This window comes from Nocardioides sp. WG-D5, from assembly GCF_054031175.1.
On record NZ_CM132928.1, the window covers coordinates 5650229 to 5665288 of the forward strand.

15 protein-coding genes are annotated in these 15060 nt (G+C 66.3%); 10 read left to right on the forward strand and 5 right to left on the reverse strand.

The window, feature by feature from the left end:
• The first annotated feature begins 32 nt into the window (after positions 1-32).
• Genes ACWZJV_RS27215 through ACWZJV_RS27245 form a run of 7 tightly spaced genes read left to right on the forward strand, consistent with a single transcriptional unit; the run spans position 33 to position 6663 of the window.
• On the forward strand, positions 33-1034 hold the full coding sequence (locus ACWZJV_RS27215; protein WP_457179601.1) for a Bug family tripartite tricarboxylate transporter substrate binding protein: 1002 nt from the start codon (positions 33-35) through the stop codon (positions 1032-1034).
• A complete protein-coding gene (locus ACWZJV_RS27220) occupies positions 1031-1534 on the forward strand; it encodes a tripartite tricarboxylate transporter TctB family protein (protein ID WP_457179602.1) in 504 nt (167 codons plus the stop codon). The genes ACWZJV_RS27215 and ACWZJV_RS27220 overlap by 4 nt, the downstream gene beginning before the upstream one ends.
• A 6-nt stretch (positions 1535-1540) precedes the next feature.
• Entirely contained in the window at positions 1541-3079 is a 1539-nt protein-coding gene (locus ACWZJV_RS27225) for a tripartite tricarboxylate transporter permease (protein WP_457179603.1), read from the forward strand.
• A complete protein-coding gene (locus ACWZJV_RS27230; RefSeq protein WP_457179604.1) occupies positions 3076-3480 on the forward strand; it encodes a universal stress protein in 405 nt (134 codons plus the stop codon). Before ACWZJV_RS27225 ends, ACWZJV_RS27230 begins: the two co-directional genes overlap by 4 nt.
• Positions 3477-4550 carry an Ldh family oxidoreductase gene (locus tag ACWZJV_RS27235; RefSeq protein ID WP_457179605.1) on the forward strand — a complete coding sequence of 358 codons (1074 nt, stop codon included), beginning with the start codon at positions 3477-3479 and terminating at the stop codon, positions 4548-4550. The genes ACWZJV_RS27230 and ACWZJV_RS27235 overlap by 4 nt, the downstream gene beginning before the upstream one ends.
• 18 nt (positions 4551-4568) lie before the next feature.
• Positions 4569-5648: an isocitrate/isopropylmalate dehydrogenase family protein gene (locus tag ACWZJV_RS27240; RefSeq protein WP_457179606.1), complete on the forward strand. Its 1080-nt coding sequence runs from the start codon at positions 4569-4571 to the stop codon at positions 5646-5648.
• 37 nt (positions 5649-5685) lie between these two features.
• Complete coding sequence (locus ACWZJV_RS27245) at positions 5686-6663, forward strand: amidohydrolase family protein (RefSeq protein ID WP_457179607.1); 978 nt, start codon at positions 5686-5688, stop codon at positions 6661-6663.
• A 272-nt stretch (positions 6664-6935) separates the two neighbouring features.
• On the opposite strand, the gene ACWZJV_RS27250 is transcribed toward ACWZJV_RS27245, so the two are convergent.
• Genes ACWZJV_RS27250 through ACWZJV_RS27260 form a run of 3 tightly spaced genes read right to left on the reverse strand, consistent with a single transcriptional unit; the run spans position 6936 to position 10432 of the window.
• Positions 6936-7910, reverse strand: a complete 975-nt coding sequence (locus ACWZJV_RS27250) for an amidohydrolase family protein (protein WP_457179608.1) — start codon at positions 7908-7910, stop codon at positions 6936-6938.
• 34 nt (positions 7911-7944) lie between these two features.
• A complete protein-coding gene (locus tag ACWZJV_RS27255) occupies positions 7945-9183 on the reverse strand; it encodes an FAD-dependent oxidoreductase (protein WP_457179609.1) in 1239 nt (412 codons plus the stop codon).
• 4 nt (positions 9184-9187) lie between these two features.
• The gene (locus ACWZJV_RS27260) at positions 9188-10432 is read right to left on the reverse strand and encodes an MFS transporter (RefSeq protein ID WP_457179610.1); all 1245 of its coding nucleotides are present in this window, start codon (positions 10430-10432) and stop codon (positions 9188-9190) included.
• Between the two features lie 149 nt (positions 10433-10581).
• Between ACWZJV_RS27260 and ACWZJV_RS27265 the strand changes: the two genes are divergently transcribed.
• Both ACWZJV_RS27265 and ACWZJV_RS27270 read left to right on the forward strand, forming a co-directional pair.
• Positions 10582-11505: a LysR family transcriptional regulator gene (locus ACWZJV_RS27265; RefSeq protein ID WP_457182003.1), complete on the forward strand. Its 924-nt coding sequence runs from the start codon at positions 10582-10584 to the stop codon at positions 11503-11505.
• 138 nt (positions 11506-11643) lie between these two features.
• Positions 11644-11835 carry a hypothetical protein gene (locus ACWZJV_RS27270; protein ID WP_457179611.1) on the forward strand — a complete coding sequence of 64 codons (192 nt, stop codon included), beginning with the start codon at positions 11644-11646 and terminating at the stop codon, positions 11833-11835.
• Positions 11836-12126: 291 nt separating this feature from the next.
• On the opposite strand, the gene ACWZJV_RS27275 is transcribed toward ACWZJV_RS27270, so the two are convergent.
• A complete protein-coding gene (locus ACWZJV_RS27275; protein ID WP_457179612.1) occupies positions 12127-12846 on the reverse strand; it encodes a transporter substrate-binding domain-containing protein in 720 nt (239 codons plus the stop codon).
• 31 nt (positions 12847-12877) lie between these two features.
• Positions 12878-13576: a GntR family transcriptional regulator gene (locus ACWZJV_RS27280; RefSeq protein ID WP_457179613.1), complete on the reverse strand. Its 699-nt coding sequence runs from the start codon at positions 13574-13576 to the stop codon at positions 12878-12880.
• Positions 13577-13865: 289 nt separating this feature from the next.
• Here ACWZJV_RS27280 and ACWZJV_RS27285 point away from each other — a divergent pair, with 289 nt between their 5' ends.
• On the forward strand, positions 13866-15053 hold the full coding sequence (locus ACWZJV_RS27285; RefSeq protein WP_457179614.1) for an ABC transporter substrate-binding protein: 1188 nt from the start codon (positions 13866-13868) through the stop codon (positions 15051-15053).
• The last annotated feature ends 7 nt before the right edge of the window (positions 15054-15060 follow it).

Here is a 15060-nt window from a genome sequence, read left to right on the forward strand (position 1 = left end):
CGAGAGCCCAACGAGGGGCAGGGAGTAGAGACATGAGGACGTTGTCCAAGACCAAGTCCGCGACATTGCTCGCGGCGGCACTGATCGGCGCCACCGCGTTGACGGCCTGCGGCACTGCCGGCACCGCCAAGCCGGCCGCCGGCCCTCTCGCCAAGGGAGCCAGCATCGTCGTCCCCTCCGATCCCGGGGGTGGCTACGACCAGACCGCCCGGGCCATGGAGAAGGTCCTCGTCGACGAGGACCTTGCCAAGCGGGTCCAGGTGACCAACATCCCGGGGGCCGGCGGGACGGTCGCGCTGTCGCAGTACGTCCAGGGCAGCGACGCCAGAGACCTAATGGTCGCCGGTAAGGCCCTCGTGGGCGCGGTCCTCACGAACAAGGCCGACAACAAGCTCAGCGAGGCGACCCCCATCGCCCGGCTGATCGGCGAGTACGAGGTCGTCGTCGTCCCCGCAGACTCGGGGTTCGAGACCCTGGAGGACTTTCTGACCGCACTCGAGGCGGACCCGGGCAAGAACCCCATCGCCATCGGCAACCAGGGCGGCGTCGACCACCAGTGGGGCGGCATCCTCGCGCAGGAGGTCGGGGTGAAGCCCGCCGACGTCAACTTCGTGACGTACGACGGGGGCGCCGAGGTCACCACCGCGCTGCTGGGCGGACGTGTGGCTGCAGGCATCTCGGGCTACGCGGAGTTCGCCGAGCAGGTCGAGGCCGGCAAGCTCAAGGTGCTCGCGTCTTCCTCTGACACGCCGCTCGAGGTGAACCCGGACATCCCGACAATCACCGACGCCGGTTACCCGGACGCGGTCTTCGTCAACTGGCGCGGCATCTTCGCCCCTCCGGGTATCAGCGAGAGCGACCGCAAGGCTCTCGACGAGGCGTTCAAGACCATGAACGACAGCGAAGCCTGGGCCGAGGTGCGCGAGACCAACGGCTGGACCGACGAGTACCTCGGCACCGACGAGTTCGAGGCGCAGCTCGAGAAGGACGAGGCCGAGGCCGAGACCCAGCTCAAGGAGCTGGGTCTGGCATGACTGCCCATGTCATGAAGGGCGTCAAGAGCAAGGGGGAGCTCGGGTTCGCCGGGCTCCTCCTCGCTCTCGGGATCTTCATCCTCGCCTACACAGCGACGATCGATGTCCCGGAGGCGGCCAGCAACGTCGGTCCCCGCCCCGTGCCGTACCTGGTCGGAGGACTGCTCACGATCGCGGCCCTGGCTGTCGTGATCAATGTGCTGCGCGGCGGCCAGGCCCAGCCCGACGAGGCGGAGCTGGTCGACCCGAACCTCCCGGTCAACGTCCGCCGGGTCGGCTCGTTCGTGGCGACGATCGTCGGCTACGCGCTCATCCTGGAGCCGCTCGGCTATCTGCTGACGACCGCCCTGGCGTTCTTCGCCGTCTCGGTGACGCTCGGGTCGCGGCACTTCGTACGCCTCGCCGTCGGCTCCCTGGTGCTCTCGGTCGTGATCTATCTGGCATTCACCCGGCTGCTCGGCATCTACCTGCCGCCGGGCATCTTCGAAGGGATCCTGTGAGCTCCGATGGACGGACTCAACGCGCTAGCTGAGGGATTCGCGACCGCTGCGACTCCCGAGAACCTGCTCTTCGCCTTGGTCGGCGTCCTGGCCGGAACGCTTGTCGGCGTTCTGCCCGGCATCGGCCCGGCACTGACCATCGCCCTGCTGCTCCCGATCACCTACACGGTCGAGCCCCAGGGAGCTTTCATCATGTTCGCCGGCATCTACTACGGCGCGATGTACGGCGGCTCCACCACGTCGATCCTGCTCAACACGCCCGGTGAGTCCGGAGCGATGATGACCGCGATCGAGGGCAACAAGATGGCACATGCCGGCAGGGCCGCCTCCGCCCTTGCTACTGCTGCCATCGGCTCCTTCGTCGCCGGCACGATTGCGACGCTCGCGCTCGCGTTCCTGGCTCCGTACGTCGTCGACATCGCGATCGGCCTCGGCGAGGCCGACTATCTGGCACTGATCGTGGTGGCCTTCATGACCGTCGGAGCCATGATCGGCAGCTCCGTGGCCAGGGGAATGGTGAGCGTTGCGCTCGGCATGGCGATCGGTCTGATCGGGATCGACGGGCAGAGCGGCGCCCAGCGTTTCGTCTTCGGCCTCCCGCGCTTGCTCGACGGGATCGACACGGTCCTCATCATCGTCGCACTCTTCGCGATGAGCGAGGCGGTCTACCTCGCGGCCAAGATGAGCCCCGTCAAGCCCAAGCCGCTGACCCTCAGTGGCCGAGTGTGGATGACCCGCGAGGACTGGCGCCGGTCGTGGCCCGCCTGGCTGCGCGGCACTCTCATCGGGTGGCCGCTGGGCGCGGTGCCCGTCGGCGGGTCCGAGGTGCCGACATTCCTCTCGTACGCCACAGAGCGGAAGCTCGCCAAGCACCCTGAGGAGTTCGGCCACGGCGCCATCGAGGGCGTCGCCGGTCCCGAGGCGGCCAACAACGCCAACGCCGCCGGCTCCTTGATGCCGCTGCTGACCCTTGGCCTGCCCACCTCCGCGACCGCGGCCGTCATGCTCGTCGCCTTCCAGCAGTACGGCATCCAGCCCGGACCCCTGCTGCTCGAGAAGGAGCCGGAACTGGTCTGGGGCCTGGTGGCCGCCCTGCTCATCGGCAACACCATGCTGCTGCTCCTCAACCTGCCGCTGGTCGGGATATGGGCGAAGGTTCTCAAGATCCCGACCCCTTACCTCTATGCCGGGATCACGGTGTTCTCGTTGCTCGGTGCCTACAGCCTGAACGCGTCGACGTTCGACATCTTCCTGCTCCTGGGCGTCGGCGTCCTCGGCTACTTCCTGCGCCAGTACGGCTACCCGATCGCGCCGCTGATCATCGGCGCGATCCTCGGCCCGATCGCCGAGACCCAGCTGCGCCGTGCCATGGCCATCTCCGACGGAGACCCGACGGCGCTGATCTCCACCCCCTTCTCGATCTGCGCCTACGTGGTGCTCGCGCTGGTGCTGATCGTGCCCCGTCTGCTGCGGCGGTGGGAGCGGCGCACAGCCGAGGAGGTCGGTGTGCTCGAGGAGTTCGAACGACAGGAGACCCGCCAGTGATCGCCGCCTACGCGACCATCGTTCTCGGCTACACGCCAGCGCCACATTCTCGTGCGGCCCTGGTCAGGGCGATCGAGATCGCGCACAACCGCTCGGCCCACCTGGTCGTGGTGAACGCCACGCCGGGCGACCGCTACTCCGACCCGTCCTTCGCCACCAGTGACGAGCTCGGCGATCTCGAGCGACAGTTGCAGGACGAGGGAGTCTCCTTCGAGATCCGGCAGCCCATGCGAGGTCGTGACGGTGGCGAGGAGGTCGTTGCGACGGCTGATGAGGTAGACGCCGAGCTGATCGTCATCGGGTTGCGCCGGCGCTCCGCCGTCGGCAAGTTCCTGCTCGGCAGCATCGCCCAGCGAATCCTCCTGGAGGCGCACTGCGACGTCTTGGGGGTGAAGGCATGAGCGCGACCGACGTACCGGCTCGTACCGTCCGGGCTGAAGACCTCGTTGCCTTCGGACAACAGATCCTCCAGGTACACGGAGTCCCGGACGCCGACGCACACCTGGTTGCCGACAGCTTGGCACAGGCCGAGCTCTGGGGTCACTCCTCACACGGCATGCTGCGTCTTCCGTGGTACGTCGACCGGCTGCGGAGCGGGGCCATGAGTGCGGTCACCGATCCGGCGGTGCTCAACGACACCGGGAGCCTGCTCCTTCTGGATGGGCGAGATGGGATCGGCCAGGTGCTGACGGACCGCGCCGTGAGCGAGAGCGTGCGGCGCGCACGGTCACACGGCATCAGCGGCGTGGCCGTACGCAACAGCAACCACTTCGGGATGGCTGCCTACTACACGCGCAAGGCTGCCACCGTGGGGTGCGTCTCGCTGCTGTTCACCAACGCCAGTCCGGCGATGGCGCCCTGGGGTGGCCGAGAGAAGACGATCGGCACGAACCCGTGGTCGATCGCAGTGCCGGCCGGCAGGTACGGCGTCGCGGTGATCGACCTGGCCAACACCGCTGTCGCTCGCGGCAAGCTCTACCTCGCGGCCGAGCGGGGCGAACAGATCCCGAACGGTTGGGCCGCCGACGCGAGCGGCGTACCGACCTCCGATCCCTCGGTCGGAATCGAAGGCCTGATCCTCCCCATGGCCGGTCCCAAGGGATACGTCATCGCCTTCATGATGGATGCACTCGCAGGCGTACTGACCGGAAGCGCCTTCGGTGCCGACGTCGTCGGCCCGTACGAGCCGACGGGTCACAGCGGCTGCGGCCACCTGGCTCTGACCATGGACGTCGCCTCGCTGACGGATGCCGGTGAGTTCACCTGCCGTATGGAGACGTTCATCGAGCAGACGAAGGCTGCGGAGAAGGCCGATGGAAGCGCCGAGATCTTCTTTCCGGGGGAGCTCGAGGACCGCGCCGCCGAGAACCGCGCGACGCGTGGCATTCCGCTGCCCCCGAACACCTGGACGAGTCTCGCCGAGCTCGCGTCGCAGACGAGCACGTCCCTACCCGTACACACTTTCAACTAGCTGAAGAGGTCACACCTGATGAGCACCAACATCCTTGTCCTGCCGGGAGACGGCATCGGGCCAGAGATCACCACGGCAACGTTGGAGGTCCTTGAAGTAGCTGATCGTGAGTTCTCCCTCGGGCTCGAGATCGAGCAGCAGGACATCGGCCTCGCCTCGCTGGCCGCACACGGTACGACGCTGCGTCCTGAGATCCTCACGCGCATCCCGGAGGTCGACGGGGTCCTGCTCGGTCCGGTGTCGCACTACGACTACCCGCCGAGGGCCGAGGGCGGCATCAACCCGTCCGCCGAGCTGCGGACCCGGTTCAAGCTGTACTCCAACATCCGTCCGAGCCGGTCGGTCCAGGACCTCACGGTGCTGCGGAACCCGATGGACATCGTGATCATCCGCGAGAACACCGAAGGCTTCTACGCCGACAGGAACATGCACCTGGGCGTGCCTGAGTTCATGCCGGATGAGGACACTGCGCTGTCGGTACGCAAGATCACCGCACGCGCCTGCCAGGCCGTCGCACGCACGGCGTTCGACATCGCCAGTGCCCGTCGCAAGAAGGTCACGGCCGTCCACAAGGCGAACGTCTTGAAGACCACCGATGGCCTCTTCCTGCGCGAGGTGCGCAAAGTCGCCGCGGAGTACCCCGATGTCGAGCTCGAGGAGTTGATCGTCGACGCGACCGCCGCGCTCCTGGTGCGGCGTCCGCACACCTTCGACGTGCTGGTGACGACGAACATGTTCGGCGACATCATCTCGGACGAGGCGTCCGAGCTCTGCGGAAGCCTGGGGCTCGGCGGTGCGATCAACGCAGGCGAGCAGGTCTGCGTGGCGCAGGCACAGCACGGCTCGGCGCCGGACATCGCCGGTCAGGGAGTCGCGAACCCCACCTCCTTGATCCTGTCGGCCGCCATGCTCCTCGACTGGCTCGGCCGACGCGACGAGGCCGCGACGTTCCGCGAGGCCAGCGCCGCCATCGAGTCAGCCGTCAACGACGTACTTGCCAAGCCGGAGCTGCGCACGCGTGACCTCGGCGGCACCGCCACGACCGGCGAGTTCGCGCGCTCGGTGGTCGAGGCGCTCACCACCACCACCACCAACTGAGGCCTGGACCAGGCCGAGCCAAGGAACGGAGAAGGCAATGACCCACCTCTCACGCCGAGCATTCGTCGGAGCTGCCGGAGCGGCGGCGAGTGCGCTCGCGATCGCCGCTGACCCCGCCGCCGCAGCGCCGCCACCGGTGCCGTTCTCGGCCGGAGTCAATCGGCCGGGCTTCCCCGTGCCGTACGGTGCCGTCGACTGCCATATCCACATTCTCGAGCCGGTGCGGTTCCCGTATCCGAACCCGACCAGCACGCCTCCGCCGCGAGCGTCGGTGGATGACTACCAGCTCCTTCGTCGACGGCTGCGTACGACGAGAGCGGTGGTGGTGACCCCGTCGAACTATGCCACCGACAACCGGTGCACACTCGACGCCATCGCCCAGCTGGGGCAGCGCAATGCACGAGGCATCGCGGTGATCGGTGCGGACACCACTGACGCTGAACTCCGCGTGCTCCACGCTGGAGGCATTCGCGGGATTCGGTTCAACCTGACGCGGTCGGGTGGCGCGGGCGCCGATCTGATCCGGCCGCTGTCGGAGCGGATCGCACCACTCGGCTGGCACGTACAGATCCACATGACTGCCGATGGCATCATCGAGAACCTGCCTCTGCTGACCGACCTTCCCACGGAACTGGTGATCGATCACATGGGGCGCATTCCGGGGGAAGCGGGACCGGCCCACCCGGCATTCGGCGCCATTCGGAACCTCATCGACGCCGGACGTACTTGGGTGAAGGTGTCAGGCGTCTATCTCGAGTCGTCCGACGGGCCGCCGAGGTACGCCGATCGCAGCGCGATCGCGAAGGCCTTCGTGCGTGCCGCGCCAGAACGGATGGTGTGGGGGACCGACTGGCCGCACACCACCGCGTCCCGCGGCGAGGTACCCATGCCGAACGATGCGGACCTCTTCAACCTCTTCGCGGGCTGGGCCGGAGATCGGAAGACCATCCGGCAGATCGTCGTGGACAACCCGGAGACGTTGTACGACTTCGAAGCGCTGACCGAAGTCCAGTAGTCCTTCACCGATCTAAGGAGTCCCTTCGTGGACGTCTCCCCGCTGAAACCGGCTGCGCTTCAGGTAGGGACGGAGCGAAGGAAGCGCGAGATTCCAATGCCCATGAACGAACTGGGAAAGCGTTAAGTGAACCGCCGCTCTGGCGAGGAAAAACAGGAGGGGCTGGCTCGGTGCCAGCCCCTCCTGGGAGTCAAACTCGGGGATTACAGATTCGTCCGGGTATAGACGTGAGATGGGGCCACGTGTGCCGCTAGCTCGGTGGGCCGGTCACCCTAGATGTGAAAGAGTTTGCGGGCGTTTCCGTTGGCGATCTTCACGAGGTCGGTTTCGTTCAGTTCGACGGCATCGAACCATGTGGCGGCTTCCCTCATGTCCTCGAACGGATAGTCCGCGGAGAACAGGATTCGATCAGACCCGACTTCCTGGATTGCGTTGAGCAGCGCTGGTGTGCGGAAGTTCCCGCTGGTGGTGACATAGAAGTTGTTTCGCAGGTAGTGGCCAAACGTGTGCTGGACGTTCAGGCCGCGGGGAGCGACCGCTAGTCGATGATCGGTGCGCCAGATGTTGAACGGGAGCAGTTCTCCGAGGTGGCCGAGGATGATCTGGATCCCGGGGTGGCGGTCAAAGACTCCGCTTCCCATCAGTCGAAGAGCGTGGGTGGCGGTCTCCACGGAGAACGCCCAGGCTGAGCCGTAGAGCCAGGGGTGGCCGGAGTATTGCGGGCTGGTCGACTCCAGGGGATCGCGGGGGTGGAGGTAGACCGGGACGCCGAGTTCAGCCACGGTTGCCCAAAAGGCGTCGTAGCGAGGGTCGTCGAGGTACACGACGGTCTGCTCGTCTCCTACCTGGGAGAAGCCGTTGATCAGAGCGCCTACGAGACCGAGTTCGACGACCGCTCGTCGCAGTTCGGCGGTTGCGGCCTCGGGGTCCTGCATCGGCAGTGCTGCGAACGACTCGAACCTGTCTGGACGTTGGGCGACCTGGGTTGCGGCGTAGTCGTTCAGGCGTAGGGCCCAGTCGATGGCTTGGGCTGGGTTGTGCAGCGACTGGATGCCGGGGGAGAGAAGGGAGAGGACCGCCTTCTCGATTCCGCACTGGTCCATGGTGTGGAGGCGCTCCTCGTGGAGGTCCAGCAGCCTGGCGCGGTGCGCAGGCCACGCGTCCGGGGTGAAGTGGGTTGCGGACTGCTCCACGATGTTGGGGTCGACGGCTCCGAAGTGTTCCTCGAGCGCGATCTTGGACAGCATGCGAACTCCTTGATGATGTGTAGGGGCCGGGTGTTCAGGGCAGGCGCGCGTTTTGTTTGTTGAGCTCTTCACGGACGAGGGGAGTCGTGGGCTCTTTGCCCGAGGCGACCGCAGCTGCGGCCACGCCTGCTGCTTGGCCGGTGGCGAACGCGGTCCCCATGACTCGCATTGAGGCACCTGCGCCGCGGTCGCCGTCGACCGCGCGTCCAGCGGCGAAGAGGTTGTCGGTGTTTCGGCTACGGAGTACGTCGAGCGGGATCCCGTAGTAGCCGGGCTCTCCGATGTACTTCCACTCCAGCGGCAGCCCCGGCCCGGGGTGAGACTCGATCGGCCACGCGCCGAGCGCGACGGCGTCGTCGGTCGGTCCCGGGTTCAAGACGTGCTTCTCGGTGAGCTGTACCCGCCCCACAACGTGGCGCGACTCCCGGGTCCCGAGCTCGGGGCCGGTGCTGGCGATGTACGCGCCATCGCATCCGGGCATGGTCCGGATGACGCGCAGGTATGCCTGGGCTTGGCGTCGGGCGGAGCGCTCGGCACGACTGGTGTCTGCGGCGTCCCGGGCGTCATAGGCTTCGTCAGCCAGGTACGTGATGAGGTCGTGCGAGATCGGCATCCGGGCTGTGAGCCCTGTGTCGCCGGTCAGGCCCTCTACGCCGGCGCGCTTTGCTTGCCGGACTGCCTCGGCGATCTGTTCCCGGGTGAGCTCGACGTCGGCAGGAATCCCGCCGAACCGGACCCCGAGGGTGCCATTGAGCACCCAACCGTCGTTTCCGTAGCGGACTTCGGCGCCGGCACGATGTGCCAGGTCCGCTTCTCCTGTTGCGTCAACGTAGGCGCGTGCGGTGAGTTCGTGGACTCCCGCGTGGTCGCTTACCTGGACACTTGCGATGCAGTTTCCGTCGCGGTGGGCGTTGAACAGCTGACTGTGGAGCAGGACGGTCACGCCCGCTCGCTCGCAGAGCTCGTCAGCGACTCGCTTCACCGCTTCGGGATCGAAGACCGCGGCGACTGCTTTGAACTGCTGCGGTCCGGTTATCGCGTCGAGGTCACGCAGCCCGGCAAGCATCTCCTCAGCTACGCCGAAGACCACTTGGCGTGACTCCAGGGTGTAGAGGCCGCAGTAGGCGACGACGTTGCGTAGGGTCGCGGCGCCGCCGAGACTTGGACCTCGCTCGATGAGCAGAGTGCGGGCTCCGCGCCGTGCTGCTCCGACGGCAGCTCCGATACCGGCTGATCCGCCGCCGGCGACAATGACATCGAAGTCGGAGTTCATCTGTTCAGTTCCTTCCAGCGGTGGCGGTGGACTCGGTGAGGGCTGTCCCCGGATTCGGGGCGGTCTCGCGGACGCGGCTGATGAGCACGGCGCCGAGCAGCGGACCGACAGCCAGGGTGGCGAAGGCCCAGAAGAATGACTGGGTCTGGGCGAACACCATCCCGAGGACCACGGGCACGGCGGCGCTTCCCAGCTGCCAGAAAGCGTTGGTGGCGCCGGCGGCGGAGCCCGCTAGGCGGGCTCCGGCCAACTGCGGAATGAGGGCCACCAACAGGGGGCTGTAGGCGTACGCGAAGACACCTAGCAGTGGGGCCACCCAGTAGAAACCGGTGAGGCCATCCTGGAGCCCGAACAGGATCAAGGAGGCCGAGAAAGCGATCAGCATGATCGTGGCTAGCGTCTTGCGCTGCATGCCGAGGATGTCGGAGAGGACACCGACTACAGGCTTCGCAGCGATCGCGGCGATGCCGAAGATGACCACGACGCCCCCGGCCTTGACAGGTGAGATGTCGCTGCCTTTGATCATCAGCGCGTTCGACCAGGTGATGAAGCCGTACGTTCCCCACAGCGCGCAGAACCCGCCCAGGCCCAGCAGCCATAGGTCACGATTGCTGGAGAGTTGCCGCAGGTCTGGGACCTGTCGGCGGGTGGAGGTTGTGTTGGTGGCTTCGCGGATGAAGACGAGGCACAGGACTGCCACGACCATCGAGGCCATTCCGAAGAAACGGTAGGAGGCCTGCCAGCCAGACGCCTCGATGAGCCGGGGGACGACAGCGTTCGCGATGACCACTCCAAGTGAGGTGGCAGTCATGAAGACGCCCATCGCGAAACCTCGATCGCTCGCCGGAAACCACTGCGTGATGGCCTTTACGCCGGCTGAGTAGTCGCACCCGGCAAAGATGCCGATACCTGCCTGGAACGCGATGCCGACAGCGGCCGACTCGGCTTGTCCGAAGAGCAGCATGAAGCCGCCGGCCAAGAACAGCGAGGAGCCCATCATGACGCGCGGACCCAGCCAGTCGGTGAGGAGGCCTCCTGCGGCATTAGAGATGACGTATCCGATGTAGTACCCAGTTGCGAACACTCCGAGAGCTCCGAGGGAGACGCCCAAGTGATCGGCCACGGAAACCGAGGCAGGTCCCCACGTGGACCGGTCGACTGCGGTCATCGTGAACGCCAGCCAGGCCAGGATCAGGATGACCCAGCGATATCCATTTCGTTCGGTTGTGGATTCGACGAATTGACTCATGTCGAGAACCCTTCAGAGGAGGCGGGAGATCTGCCTGCGAGGCAGATCCGGCAGAATGAGCAGGAGTGAGATGGCCATCACATTCCGCGTTGCCACTAGTACAAGCGCTCATTGATGGTCCCGTCCAATACCTAGTGATGAGGAAGGGCATGCCTGGCGGGCATGGCCTGGCCTGGAGGAAGTCCGTGGAACTACGTCACCTGCGCTACTTCGCTGCCGTTGCTGATGAGGGCTCGATGTCTCGGGCTGCCGATCGGCTCCACACCACTCAGCCATCGTTGAGCAGGCAGCTCAAGCAGCTTGAGCGCGAGATCGGCAGTCCGCTCTTCGCGCGAACACACACCGGGACGGCGCTCACAGGGGCGGGGGTGGCGCTGCATCGCCACGTGCAGCTCCTGCTGAGGCTGGTGGATGCCATCCCTGACATGGCGCGAGACCAGGATGTCCGCGCTCGGGAGCTGGTCAACCTTGGAGTCCCGCCGGGAGTTCCTCAGGACCAACTGATCCGGCTCCTTGACACCGTACGACAGGCGGTCCCTCGAGCAGCGCTCTCGTTGACCGAGGCAAGTAGTCGGGAGCAACTGCGCCTGCTACACGAAGGTCGGCTGGATCTGTGTATGACCCGCGAACCACCTGAATCAGGCAACGCCGAACCGCTCTTCTCGCAGGCGTTCGGTGTCGCGGTCCGCCCTGAACACCCGCTGGCAGTTCAGACGAGCTGCTGTATGGGTGATTTGTCCGGGCTGCGGGTCCTGGCACACAGTCGCCAGCAGGTCCCCGTCGTTGACGACCAGCTCGTGGTTGCCGCCCATGACTCGGGTGCCGTCCCCCTATGGCAGTTCGTCCAATTCTCGGAGTACGCCTTAGCTGCGGCACATTCGGTTGAAGCGGACGCAGTACTCCTCATCGAGCACTCGGCACGACGACTACTGCCCGACTGGCCTTGGCTCCCCTTGGCTGGGACGGAACTTCAGCTCGTCACTTGGCTCGTGTGGCCACGCGAGACGCGGGCAATTGTGGACCAGGTAGCCCGCGTCATGGCCGCCCAAGAGAGGAAAGCGCGCCCTCGGTGACTCTGGTCGGTCGTGTCGGGAGGAGAGGCGGAACGCCGGGACCACCCACGAGGTCCCGTCGCGGGATGAGTCGACGGGTCGGCAGGTCCAACTCGAGACGGTGCACCTCTACTCATGTTGTGCCCTCTCATCTGGTGGTTGACCATCGGCATCGCCAGCGCCGTGCTGCTCTTCGATGTGCTCGTCATCGGCCGGCGACAGCACGAGCCTTCACGTCGGGAGCTGATCGTCGCGCTGAGCGTCTACATCGGTCTGGCCATCCTCTTCGGCATCGGATCTTTGTGTTCTCCGGTCCGAAGTACGGCACCGAGTTGTTCGCGGGCTAGTTGACGGAGTACTCGTTGTCGTCGACAACTTGGTCTGGCGATCCTGCTCGGGTTCATCGGCCCCAAGCTCGTCTTCCACGCGCTCCACGAGGCGAGCTGCCCTTCATCAATGGTGATCCCCACGTCGAGTGGGCCCCGAAGGTCTCCATCGAGGTCTCCCTGAGCGTGATCGTCGGCATCTTGGCCATCACCACCATCTTGAGCCTGCTGAAGTCGCGCAGCATGACCGAGAAGGAGCGCGACGACGCCACCGGTCCGCGCAGCATGTGACCCGGCATCAGCATGGTTCGTCACGTCACCGAGCTGCAGGTGGTGCCACGGTGGCCTCTACGCCACTGGCGAGCAGCTCGTCCCGCACGAAACCCGAGGCCTTGAGCCCCTCGACGTGCGCCTCGACCGCTGCCACGGCCCCCGCGTCGAGCCCGCGGGGAAGGCCGACAGACTGGCGGATCTCCATGAACGCGGGCTCCAGGATCCGGCGGCCGGTCGCGGCGACGTACTCCTCCATCGGCTGGCGAACGCCCGCGGCGGCGTCCAGCCCCTGCTCCTCGAAGACGTCGGTCGCCTCGTCAGCGCGGACCACCTCCGCGTGCTGGAGGCTGCGGGTCAGGAAGAGGTCGTAGGCCGAGCCGTTGCGGACGCCGATCCGTGCGCCGTCGTGGTCGACCTCGCCAGCCCCGGTGAGCGGTGAGTCGGCGTCGGTGACGTAGACGCCCTCGATGAGCACGTAGGGAGCGGTGAACACGACGCCCTCCTCCCGAGCCGGCTCGTTGGCGAGGAAGCAGACGTCGACCCGGCCCTCGGTGATAGCCGCGTACGAGTCGCGGGCCGCGTCGACGCAATGGAGCTCGAGCGGGACGCCGAGCCAGTGCGCGACGGACCGCGCGATGGCGACGGTCACGCCGCGAGGCTCCACGGACGTGCCCTGGGCCAGTACCGGGTTGCCGAGGTTGATGACCACGCGGAGCGTGCCGGTGGGGGCGATCAGGGCGGCGAGAGGGCTCGTCGAGGGCATCCGGGATCTCCTGGGGTCGCGGTTGGGCTGGTCAGACGAGGCTGGTCAGGTGGGGCGGCTCTTCGTCCGCGCCGAGTCGGCTGGCCGCCTTGGCGCCGAGGCTGGTCGCGATGTGCTGACGCATCACCTCGGCGGCGCCGTCGCTGTCGCCGCGGATGACAGCGTCCAGGAGTTCGGCGTGCTCGCGGTCCTTGATATCGCGCTCCTGCTGGTCACGCTCGACCTGCAGGCCGAGGTGGCGGTAACGGTCCGCCTTGTCCCAGAGTCCTTCCAGCGTGGAGATCAGCAGGTCGTTGTGGGAGGCGGTGTAGACCGCCGCGTGGAAGCGGCGATGCGCGACCAGGTCGACCACGCTGGGATGGTTGGGGAGCGCGTGCAGAGATGCCGCGGCCTCGCGCATTGCCCGGATGTCCTCCTTGGTGCGCCGCTGGGCGGCCAAGGAGGCCGCGAGCGGGTCGAGCGAGCGGCGGATCTCAAGGAGGTCGCGTGCCTCCTCGGCCGTGAGTGCCGAGACGCGGGCGTCACGGTGGGCATCCAGCTCCACCAGCCCTTCGGTCATCAGCCGGCGCATGGCCTCGCGCAGGGGCGTGGTGCTGATCCCGATCGTCTTCGCCAGGGTTGCCTGATGAAGGACCGTGCCGGGCTCGAATTCCCCGGTCAGGATGCCGTCGCGTAGGCGTGTGTAGGCGTAGTCGCTCTTGGTGGCGTAGACCCCGGCGGGCTCCGTCATAACATGTCTCCCTTGGCTGAAACTCGATATAAACGTACTCGATCTGATGCCTGTGTGTCACGTGCATCCGATCCTTGTCGCGTCGCCTATGGAATTTTTCTATCGGATGAAGAATTCGGGTCGTTTCCACAAAAGGGCAGGTCAGAGGCGATTAAGGCGTCCGTTGATGGTCGTTGGAGGCCCTCCGAACCGAGGTGATCTCGGTGTCGATGCTTGACGGTTACAGGTTATAACGACCAGAGTGGCGCTCGTCACAAACCTTCAGAACCTCATCGAGGAGCGGAGCCACATGCAGTCATCCACGTCCAGGCTCGGGACCCGATCACCCGTCCGCAGGCACCTGGCACTGGCCGCCGCCGGTGCGTTCGCCATGGCGTCGCTAGTCGCCTGTGGCAGCGGCGAGGCAGCCGACGAGCCGAAGGAGAACAAGATCTCGGTCGAGGAGGTGCCCGACTACTACCCCGACAGCTATGGCGAGGACGTCGTGGCCGCGTCGAAGGAGGAAGGTGGCGAGCTGACCATCTACTCCAACACCTCCGAGGAGAACTGGGCGCCGATCTTTCGGGACTTCAAGAAGAAGTTCCCATGGGTCAAGAAGGTTTCGGCCAACGATCTGGACAGCGACGAGGTGTTCCAGCGCGTGCTCGCTGAGCAGGCGACCGGGTCCTCGCCAGTCGACCTGGTCGTCTCCAACGCGGCGTCAGCCTGGGCAAACTTCGCCGAGCGGGAAGGCACCCTCCAGGAGTACGAGTCGCCCGAGCTGGCCAAGCTCCCCGACTTCGCCCAGCTGCTCCCCAACGTCTACGCGATGTCGACCGACCCACAGACCATCGCTTACAACACCGAGTTGATGCCGGAGGCCCCGACCGGTGTCGCGGACCTGGCCGACATCGCGGAGGAGAACAAGGACCTCCTGCAGGACAAGATCACGGTCCGTGACCCGGAGAGCAGCTTCGGGTTCACCGTGACCCGCAACTTCACCGAAGGCAACCCCGACGGCTGGAGCGACCTGGAACGGGTGCTCCCGTACACCCGTGCCGAGACCTCCTCCGGCACCCAGATGGAGAAGATCCTCTCGGGGGAGTACCTCGCCGGGTTCTTCGTGAGCGGCGGTCCCGCCTTCCCCGTGGTCGACGACAGCCAGGGCCTGGTCGACGTGGTCTATCCCGAGGACGGCACCACGATCCTGCCCCGCGGCGTCGGCATCGCTGCCGACGCGCCCCATGCCGCCACCTCGAAGCTCTTCGTCGACTTCCTGCTCTCCGATGAGGGCCAGCGTGCGGTCGCCGAGGGCGGACTGTCCTCCTACCGCGAGGGCATCGAGGGCCCCGGCCTGCACACCTACCAGGAGGTCGTCGAGGCGGTCGGCGAGGAGAACGTGCTCTTCGCCGAGTACGCGACCGTGCCGAAGGACGAGGTCGACTCCTGGTTGGACAAGTTCTACCGGTACGTCGAGCCCGCCCCCGAGGAGGAGTGAGCTCCAG